The following is a 9,682-nucleotide window of genomic DNA, read 5'->3' as shown; positions in this document are numbered from 1 at the left end:
GCCACATGGGCGACGTGGTGGCTCTACGCGGACACGCCGGACACAGGCAGGCATTCCTGCGTAACGGAGGAAATCCTGCCCGTCTTCTTCGCGAGGCCCGCCCACGCCGTACTTCGCTCGGCAATGGCAGCAACCCTGCCGCGATCGAGCAACAAACCAATCTTCGACCACTACTCCGGCGGCACATTCTCATGCCGCGTTCCGCTCGCTACACGGCGTTATGGCTGCCGAGGACTCGCCGACGCCCGCTCGTAGCCGATGCGAGTGCGTCAATCGCATTGGGGAGACCCACTCCGCGGCCTCGGCGTTCACACGATGGTGAGCAGCGAACTTCGCTAGCTTGATACGAATGGGCGTTCTGCGGGAGTTCGAAGCCGACGACTATCGTCCGGAGTACAGCCTCCTCGTCCTGAACGACCCAGCCGTCGAGTGGCCCGACGAGGAGCCGGAAATACCGCACTACCGCGACCGGGGCGACACGCCGAACGGCACGTTCGCCGGGTCAGGCGCCGGCTGGATCTACGCCGATGCCCCCGACCTGGACGATCATCTAGTTCGCCTCGAACTGCACGACGAACCGCCGCCCGACGGCCAACCACAGTTCGACGACGTGCTCGAGACACCGTATCGAGCAAGCTCCGGCACGATATCTCTCGCCTGGGTGACCTGTGGCCCTGGCGAGCAAGTCGACCTCGAGCTTGGCAACGGCGAATGGTTCCGCGTCCGGATCGCCCGCCGACGAGAGGACGCCGAGGACCGCCCCGGATTCCGCTACCACTGGTTGCTGCAATTCTGGTCCGAGGCTGTAGCGGCTCCCGTTTGGCTCGCGCGTAGCGCGGCTGTCAGGAGCTCGCGCCTCTCGCAGGATCTGGAAGCGGTACTGCGATGGACGCCCCAGCTACCCCTAGAAACCTCAATCCACGAGCTGGCGAAATTCCTGCTGGTCAGCGAGGCGGATATTCGCGATGGTCTCACCACCGCGGAACAGGCAGGGAAGCTGCATTCCGAAAGCAAGGAACATCTACGATTGAGGCTCGGGCCTGCGGCGACCTCTCCGGCATGACGGACTGCGGCGCTGCGCCGCATCCTCATCTGCCGCGGTCCGCGCGCGCAGCGAGTCGCAGCGGTATTGCCGCGACCTTCGGAGCCGCGACCATCGGGGGCTGCCGGTCAGTGCGTGGGGCCGCCGCGGACGGTGGCGAGGTTGGTGAGGTGGATGGCTTCGAGGGCGTTGGAAGGGCCGCCGTCGCTGGTGACTGCGAGGGCGATCGTGTTGCGGCCGTTGGGGCGGAGGACGCCGGTGGGGAGGACGAAGGTGTGCTGGGGGCCGACGTCGGCGATGTACTGGCCCATGTTCCAGCCGTTGACGAAGATCAGGGCTCGGTAGTGGCCGCCTGAGCGGGGGACGGACGGGTCGCCGATGGTCAGGGCGAGGGAGGCGTCGTGGCCGGTGGGGACGTGCAGGTCGAAGGTGGTGCGGTACCACGAGGTGCCGGCGGGGGCGTCGGTGTCCGGGGCTGTGCGCGACGACCAGGTGCGGTCGGAGAAGCCGGGGAGGTACCAGCCTGCGCGTTCGCCGTACAGGCCGCCGTTGTTGAGGGGTCCTCGTAGTTTCTCCGTGCCGGTGGCGCCCTGGAGGCGCCAGGCCGCGGTCAGGGAGACAGCGATCAGGCCGCGGCCTTCCTTGTGGGCGTCGTTCACGCCGCCGTCCTCGTTGTGGGCGTTGTTGCGCACCATGACCGAGAGGGTGTGGGGGCCGTCGTCCGTCGGTGGGAGCGTGAATGTCGCCGTGCCGCGCGTGGGTGGGGCCGCGACGCCGGTCGGGAGGACCGACTGGCCGAGGTAGACGCCGTCCAGCCAGGCTTGCAGGAGGCCCGCGCCGCCGCCGCCGAAGTCCAGGCTGACGCTCTGCGGTGCCGCGCCGGTGAAGTGGCCGCGGTACCAGATGTCGCCGTGGTGGAAGCCGTAGTCGTCGGCGGTGAGGACCGGCTGCCCGGCCGGAGGTTTGGTGGTGCTGTTGGTGCTGGTCAGGTCGGCGGTGCGCCAGGTCGTGTCGTCGAAGGCGGGCGCTGCCTCGGGTGACTCCGGCGCGAACTTCCAGCGGGTCAGGGCAGGCAGGGTGACCGGGGCCGCTCCGGGCAGGCGGTGGAGAGCTTTCAGACTGCCGCTTTCGGTACGCCGGAAGGGCACCAGCACGCCGTTCCATGTGAGCAGCCGGGCCGAAGTGGACGGCCACACCTCGAGGTCGGCGGGTGCGTCGGTGTCGCCGGTCAGCGCGAGGATCCCGCCGTGCGTGGTCGCGGTGCGCACGAGCAGCGGGCCGCGCGCGAGGACATCGCCGACGCGCCAGAAACCGTCCGCTGTTGACTGGTCGGCGATCAGCAGCGTCAGATCCTGGCGGCCGGGGGTGCTGATCCGGATGCGGATCAGGCCGCTGTGCGCGTACCCGAGGGTGAGGTCCTTGGTGGTGTCGTTGTAGTTGACCGTCGCCGTTCCGTCGAGCACCTGGACTGTCGGGCGGCTCGGGTAGCGCAGGACCGTCTCGCCCTGGTCACCGTTGCGGCCGTAGAGCAGCGCTGTGCCCGTACGCAGATGGGTCTCGATCTCGGAAGTGGAGTAGACGAGATGGTGGCCCTGCAGGTCATAGTGGGCGACCAGGGTTTTGGCGTCCTGGCCGTTGAGCCGCAGGGGCACGGTGTACGAACCGTCAGCGGTCTCCAGCGGGAAGGTGAACGCATCGTCGGTGGTCGCACTGGACGGGTTGTGCACGGCGAAGTAGAAGTGCGTGCCGGTGTCCGGGTTGACCGTGTGCTCGATGCGCACCGCCGTCGACGAGGTGACCACATCCGGGCCCTTGTCCACCTTGGTCAACGGCGTCACGCTCTGCACGAAGTAACCGAGCTCGCGCAGGGCGGCGGTCTTCGGGCGTAGCCGGCGGGCCTCGTCGATCGCCGCGCCGTAGTCGTACGAGCTGTAGACGACCGGCGCCGGCAGCCAGCCCCACGACGTGCCACCGAAGGTCATGTAGAAGTTCTGCACGGTGATCCGGTTGGCGATGTTGGTGCCGTAGAAGACCCGTTCGTAACCGTTACCCTCGCGGACGGCGGTGCACGGGTACGTCCCGACGCTCCCCCAGTAGTCGAACCACCCACCGCCGAACTCCGCCACGAACCCGGGCGTCGCCGGTGACGCGGTGGCGCCGCCCTTCGCCCCGCCGATGCCCTGGATGCCCCAGTCCGGGGCGGCGTTCGGCGAGCCGGGGGTGCCGTCCGTCCGGCAGGTGCCGCCGGGGTAGCCGTCGAACGCGTACATGTCGACCGGCCCCGGGACGGTCCCCGGCACGGTCGAGCTCGGCGGCACCCAGTAGCCGTTGCGGCCCTTGTCGTTGTGGTAGATCGGCACCTGGATGCCGTCCGCGCGCGCCTTGTCGTACAGGTGCTGCAGGTAGTTACGCTGACTCGCGCCGGTCGCGGCGAGCTCGTTCTCGATCTGGTAGAGGATCACCGAGCCGCCCCCGTCGGTCACCTGGTGCCGGGCGATGATCGGGTCGATCGCGCTCTGCCACTCGTCGGTCGCCGCGAGATAGTCGGGCGCGTCGCTGCGGGCCCTCCCGGCCTGAGTGGTCAGCCAGGCCGGAAACCCACCACCATCAGCTTCAGCATTGATGTACGGCCCGGGGCGCGCGATCACGTACAGCCCGACCTGCTCCGCGATGGTCAGCAGCCGGTCCATGTCACGGACGCCGGTGAAGTCGTACACCCCCGGCGCGGGCGAGTGATAACCCCAGTCGAAGTAGAACGACACGGTGTTGAACCCGGTCGCCTTCATCTTCTGCAGCACGTCCCGCCACAGCTCGGGGCTCGGCAACCGGAACGGATGCATCTCCCCCGACCACAGGTACGTCCGCTTCCCCCCGATGATCATCGAATACTGATCGAAGGCCACCGTCTGCGGCGCCTGCCCAGGCCGGGCAGTCCGCGCGGCCGGGGCAGGCGGCGCGTCCAACGCGGGCGGGAAGGCGGGGACGGATGCCGCACGAGCGGCCGGCGCAGCAGGATCGGGCACGGCATCAGCAGCCAAGGCCGCCGGGGCCGGGGTTGCCGTGCCGGTGAGGAGCAGCAGTGCTGCCACCGCCGCAAGGACCAGTCGCCGTGTGCCCATGCCCGCCACCTTCACCAAATCGCGTCGCATCGCGTCGCTCGAGTCTTCTGCTTATATCGACTTGCGTCAATGCATGGCGGCGGTGAGCTGCACCAGGGCGGTGCCGGAGGAGCACGTCCAGATGAGGGATGGCAGTACAGGTCATTCCGCGCTTATATGAACGCTCACGAAAGGGGAGGTTGCGGGTGCGCTGGTGGCTCATGACGGTGGGCGGTCTGCTGACCGCAGCCGCAGCCACCGTCGGCGCGGTGGCGGTCAACGTGGCAACCGGTGGCACGGCGCCGTGGTTCCCTTCGATGGAGGACCACTACCTGCGCTGGACTGCGGCCTCCGTCCTGCTGATCGCCGGCGCCGGGCTGCTGTACTGGTGGGCCGAGCGCCGATACGACGACCGGCTGGCGGCACTGGTCCCGGCTCTCCAGCGACCGGAGTCGTGGATGGTGGACCGGCCCGGCGAGGTGAACGACATCGTCCGGGCTCTGCACACGAGTCCACCCGGCGCCACGATCGGGATCACCACGGCCGTGCACGGTGCCGGCGGCTTCGGCAAGACCACCGTGGCCCGCCTGGTCCGTGCCGATCGGCGCGTCCTGCGCCGGTTCGGCGGAAGGGTGCACTGGGTCACGCTAGGCCGCGATGCCCGGCGTGGTTCCCTGGCAGAGCTCGTGAACGGGCTGGTCCGGCAGATCGATCCGCGGCAGGCGCAGCCCTTCGCCGATGTCAACCAGGCCGCCGAGCACCTCGCGGCGGTACTAGCCACCGGACCCCGGCGGCTCGTCGTCCTGGATGACGTGTGGTTCGACGATCAGGTCGCAGCCTTCCCGGTAAGGGGTCAAGCCGCCCGGCTCGTGACCACCCGCAACCCGTCGCTGGTCGGGGCCGACGGTTTCCCGGTGCGCGTGGATCAGATGTCCGAGGAACAGGCGAGCCGCGTCCTCACCGCAGACCTGCCGTCACTCGACGCAGGACTGACAGAGGGCCTGCTCACCGAAACCGGGCGATGGCCGCTTCTGCTGAGGCTCATCAACAAGGTCATCGTCGATCAGCTGCGCGCGGGTGCGGGTGACGCCGACGCGGTGGCGGCGGATCTGCTGCAACAGCTGCACCGCCATGGTGCGCTGCACGTCGACCGGTTGACCGGCGCCGCCACCCGCCGGATGAACGTCAACGATCCGCAGGAGCGGGGAAAGGCCGTGTCGGCCACCATCGAGGCGAGCACCGGCCTGTTGAGCGGCGCTGAACGGGAACGGTTCGCCGAGCTCGCGATCTTCATCGAGGACGAGGCCATCCCGGTTGCCCTGGTCGCCGATCTCTGGCAGGCGACCAGCGGCATGACCGGGGCGGAGACGAACCTGCTCTGCGTACGGCTGTCCGATCTCGCCTTGCTGACACTGACGACGGGCGCCGAAGGCGGCACCGTAGGCCTGCACGACGTCGTGCGGGACTATCTCGAGGACAGCCTCGGCACGGCGAAGGTCGCCGGGCTTCATGCCGCCCTGATGACATCTCTGACCGGCAGGATACCCATGGCACCGGCTCCGGTCACCGATAAGCGCGACAAGGTACGGGCCTGGTGGCTGATCCCGGAATCTGCCCGGTACCTGCGAGACCACCTGATCGAGCACCTTCTGGCAGCTGGCGACGCGGATCAGGCTCGAACGCTCGCCACAGACCTGAGGTGGGTCAGCATGCGGACGCTGTTGTCCGGCCCGCTGGCGCCGTTCACCGATCTGGGACACCTCGACTTTCCTGAGGCCGCTCGCCTGCGCCGGGTCCTCGGTCAGGCCGCGCATCTTCTGGCCCCGACCGACCCCGAACACGCCGTTGTCGACATCCTGCTCAGTCGTCTTGGGTTCGACCCGCTCTGGCAGGAGCAGGCGGCCGCGTTGGCTGCCGGACGGTCGACGCCCGGTCTGGTCAACGGGTGGCCGCTCCCCGACCTGCCGAGCCCCCTGCTGCGCCGGGCTTTCTCCTTTCCTGATGTCACCTTCACCGACTTGGCGATCTCCCCCGACGGCACCTGGATCGTGGCGGTGGACGGGGGTGGTTCGGCCAGAATCCTGGACATCGCCGGTGGCATACAACGCTGCCTGCTGGCCGATGCCGGAAGCGCCGTTCTGGACGTGTGTGTCGCAGGGGACGGGACCTGGATCGCCACCCTGAGCGACGATGGCGCAGCCCGGATCTGGGACGCGGAGACCGGTCGGATGCGCTTTCGGCTACCGGTGTCGGACCTTCGGCTGACCCGCCTGGCCATCGCCCCCGACGGCACCTGGCTGGCCGTCGCCGACGCCGACGGCCGGACAAGCGTCTGGGAAAGTGTCACCGGCGTCGAACGCGGCCAGCTCACCCAGCCGTACGAGGGGAGGAATGGATTCGCAATCTCCCCTGACAGTTCGTGGATCGCGACGACGAGCGCATCCGGCGAGGTCGCCATCCGAGACAGTACGACGGGAGCCGAGCGCGTCGCCCTGCGCAACGACCTACGCCTGCCCGGCACTGGCAGGCGGGCGGCGGCGAGTGCCCCCGGCACCTCCGTGATCGCTACCCCGGATGGCCGCCAACTGGTCACCATCACCGATGACGGAGACATCCGCCTCTGGGACGTCACCACCGGTGACGTGTACCGCGAGATCATCGCGTACACAGCGGGGGTGATCGGCCTGGCGATCTCCCCGGACGGAAGCTGGCTGGCCAGCACCGGACACGATCAGTCGGTGCGGATCTGGGACATCGCCAGCGGCAGGCAGCGACGGCTGACCGAACCCGGCAGTTCCGTCACCACGGTGCAGATCTCGCCGGACGCCAGTTGGCTGGCCACCATCGGGACCGACGGGGTGGCCCGGATCTGGGACGTCGCCACCGGCCTGCGCCGGGCGGACCTGACCGGGCATGCCGGACGCGTCGCCAAGCTCGTCATCGCGCCCGACGGCACCTGGCTGGGCACCGTGGGGGATGACGGTTCCGTCCGGATCTGGGACGCCGCCACCGGTGGTACCCAGCCACGCTCCGCTGGCGGCCGGATCGAGACGCTCAGGATCGCCTTCACCCCCGACGCAACCCGCTTCGTCACCTGGCCCAAGCAGGAATCGGACTGGACGCCTGGTCTGGGACGCCGTGGCATCGTGCGGCTGCACCACGCCGCGACCGGCGAAGCGTATGCCGAGCTGCCCGGGCTCGATCTACGGCACGGTGCCCTGGCTATCGCGCCGGACAGCCGATGGCTGGCCACCGCGAGCGACCTCGGACCGGTCGTCGTCTGGGACCTCTCCACCGGCAAGGGCCTGGCCGAGATGCAGGGATACGTTCGCCGGGCGAGACACGTGGCCATCTCCCCGGACAACAGCGAGATCGCGGTCCGTGACTTCAGCGGCCACACCCGCCGGTGGAACTCTCAGACCCGCGAAGAAATCATCGCCCCTGCCGGACGGGCAGCCTGGGCGGATCCCGGTGACCAGCCGATCTCGATAGCCGGTGTGAGGACAGCGGTCATCCGGTCGCCCGACGGCTCCTGGCTCGCCGCCGCGAGCGGGCGGGCCGTCCGCATCTGGGATGAGAGCACCTCGAGGATCGTCGCGATCATGCGCGTCGACCACGACGTCATGTCGTGCGCCTGGACGCCCTCCGGTGATGCGCTGATCGTCAGCGGAAGCGCCGGCCTCTACAAGTTCGTGTTCCGGCGGCCGGCCACCAAGATCCCGAAGCCCCGGCGGCAACCAGGAACACCGAGCGAGGCAAACGCCGGGAAACGCATGTCGTCCTGAATGGTCGCGGAACCTGTGCCGGTGGAGGGACGTCCAAGGGGCCGGATGGCAGGACTCCGGGAGGGGACGTGACCGGGATGGTTCGCTGGACATACGCTGAACGGGCGGCCGGGGTGGCTGCCGCGGGACTCATCGCCGCAGGCCTGGTCTTTGTCGGGTGTGCGAGTGGGGACGACGGGAGTGCCGCGCCGCCGGATTCGTCGGCGATCGAGGGGCGTTCGTTGGATGCTGTCGGGCCTGCATGCGGGGAGCCGTGGGAGTTCAACTCGGGTGAGCTGGCGGTCACCGCTACCTTCCCCGCCGGGGCTCCGGCGGGGACGCAACCGGTTGCCGGCGAGGTCGAGGTCACGAGCGGGGCGGCGGTCCGGGGCGTGGCCGGGCCCGGCGCCGACGTGTTCGTGGTCCGGGACGGGCTGATCGTGACCATGCCGATGGCCCAGGACGCGGTGGGTGTGCGCTGGGAGCTGGCCGCCGGGCAGGCCCGCACGCTGCCCGCCCAGCTCGTGCCACTGTCCTGCGCTGCCGGCGGCGAGGCGCTGCCGCCGGGCTCCTATCAGCTGTACGCCCGGGTGGTCCTCATCCCCGACGACGGCACCCCGCAGACGTCCTACGGCGGTCCCTGGCCGTTCGAGATCCGCTGACACCGCGGCCGGGAACCGCACCCCCGCGGTCCCCGGCCGTCCCATCCAGCAGGTGGTTCAGCCCGTGACGATGCTGACGCCCAGCTCCGGTGCGGTGACGGTGTAGGGCTCGGCGTAGCCGGTGGTGCCGTCGGTGGCCAGGATGTGGCCGCGGATCCAGGCGCCGCCCGCGCTGTCGTAGACGTAGAACGGGCTGCCCGAGTCACCGCCCTGGATCATGACGCCGCCGGTGAAGGCGATCACCGGGGATTTGCAGCCGGTCTGCGTACACACCTGGGCGGTGATGCTGTTTGCGGTGTGCCCGCAGTTCTCACCGGTGGTGCGGCCGCTGTGGCAGTAGTTGGCGAAGCCGACGAAGGCGGTGCCGGCCGCCACCACGGGCGCGCTGGTCGAGCTGGTGACGCCGCCGGTGAAGATGCGCCCGGCGTAGGACGAGCCGCCGATCAGTTCCAGGTCCTGGGCGTGGCCGGTGACCGTCGGCAACCGCCGGTTGGAAACCGTGCCATAGGTGGTGGCGCCCGATTCGGTGGTCACCGTGGTGCCATCGGCGAAACAGTGGCCGGCGGTGACCATGAAACGGGTTCCGGCGGAATTCTGCACCGCATATCCGGATGAGCAGACACCCCCGCCGAAGGTGATGCCGCCACCGCCGTAGAACGACGGGACGTCGTCGCGGCGGCTGAACACATCACTGAGTCCCGAGTGCCGGACCTGCACCGAGGAAACCTTGGCCGCGGTGGTCAGCGTGGACACCACATCGGCGGGCGCGTCGGTGCTCAGCACGATCCGGCCCGCAGTGGCGTCGTAGTAGCTGGCGAACGTGTACTTCGTGCCGTTCGTGGCCACGTACCGGGCGATCCTGGTCTGGATCGTGGTCAGCTCGGCCGAGGTGGCGGCGGGTATCGCCGGTGCCGTGACCCGGTCCGGTGCGAGGCCTTCGGCCTTCGCCACGGTGCGCTTCTCGGGCGGCTTGGTGTTGCCGCCCGGGTCCGCCTGGGCCGGTGTGGTGCCGAGCACCGTGGTGACGGCGGTTGCCACCGCCACCACGGACATCAGCAGTCTTCTGTTTCCGCGCATCTGATTTCTCCCCCTGTTGCGCGGCCCGCGGCATACGCT

At 69.3% G+C, this 9,682-nt stretch carries 5 protein-coding genes; 3 read left to right on the top strand and 2 right to left on the bottom strand.

Translation table 11 applies throughout. The features are described 5' to 3' along the window. Positions 1 to 349: 349 nt before the first annotated feature. Positions 350 to 1,063 (top strand): hypothetical protein, encoded by a 714-nt coding sequence (locus Ahu01nite_RS49015; protein WP_203843658.1) that lies wholly within the window; start codon positions 350 to 352, stop codon positions 1,061 to 1,063. A 107-nt stretch (positions 1,064 to 1,170) separates the two neighbouring features. On the opposite strand, the gene Ahu01nite_RS49010 is transcribed toward Ahu01nite_RS49015, so the two are convergent. Next, the gene (locus Ahu01nite_RS49010; RefSeq protein ID WP_239159776.1) at positions 1,171 to 4,161 is read right to left on the bottom strand and encodes a beta-galactosidase; all 2,991 of its coding nucleotides are present in this window, start codon (positions 4,159 to 4,161) and stop codon (positions 1,171 to 1,173) included. A 185-nt stretch (positions 4,162 to 4,346) separates the two neighbouring features. Here Ahu01nite_RS49010 and Ahu01nite_RS49005 point away from each other — a divergent pair, with 185 nt between their 5' ends. Together Ahu01nite_RS49005 and Ahu01nite_RS49000 are read left to right on the top strand one after the other, a co-directional pair. Continuing rightward, on the top strand, positions 4,347 to 7,925 hold the full coding sequence (locus Ahu01nite_RS49005; protein WP_203843657.1) for an NB-ARC domain-containing protein: 3,579 nt from the start codon (positions 4,347 to 4,349) through the stop codon (positions 7,923 to 7,925). Positions 7,926 to 7,993: 68 nt separating this feature from the next. Further along, a complete protein-coding gene (locus Ahu01nite_RS49000; protein WP_203843656.1) occupies positions 7,994 to 8,566 on the top strand; it encodes a hypothetical protein in 573 nt (190 codons plus the stop codon). Positions 8,567 to 8,623: 57 nt separating this feature from the next. Here Ahu01nite_RS49000 and Ahu01nite_RS48995 read toward each other — a convergent pair whose 3' ends face one another. Further along, positions 8,624 to 9,643: a chymotrypsin family serine protease gene (locus Ahu01nite_RS48995; protein WP_203843655.1), complete on the bottom strand. Its 1,020-nt coding sequence runs from the start codon at positions 9,641 to 9,643 to the stop codon at positions 8,624 to 8,626. Between the last annotated feature and the right edge of the window lie 39 nt (positions 9,644 to 9,682).

Origin of the sequence: Winogradskya humida (assembly GCF_016862215.1) — a bacterium.
GTDB lineage: Bacteria > Actinomycetota > Actinomycetes > Mycobacteriales > Micromonosporaceae > Actinoplanes > Actinoplanes humidus.
Note: the sequence above shows the minus strand (reverse complement) of the source record. Positions and strands in the feature narration are given on the sequence as shown.

Excerpts from the sequence above, each read along its gene's own strand:
- Ahu01nite_RS49010 (WP_239159776.1), bottom strand. The coding sequence starts at position 4,161 with ATGGGCACACGGCGACTGGTCCTTGCGGCGGTGGCAGCACTGCTGCTC.
- Ahu01nite_RS48995 (WP_203843655.1), bottom strand. The coding sequence starts at position 9,643 with ATGCGCGGAAACAGAAGACTGCTGATGTCCGTGGTGGCGGTGGCAACC.
- Ahu01nite_RS49015 (WP_203843658.1), top strand. The coding sequence starts at position 350 with ATGGGCGTTCTGCGGGAGTTCGAAGCCGACGACTATCGTCCGGAGTAC.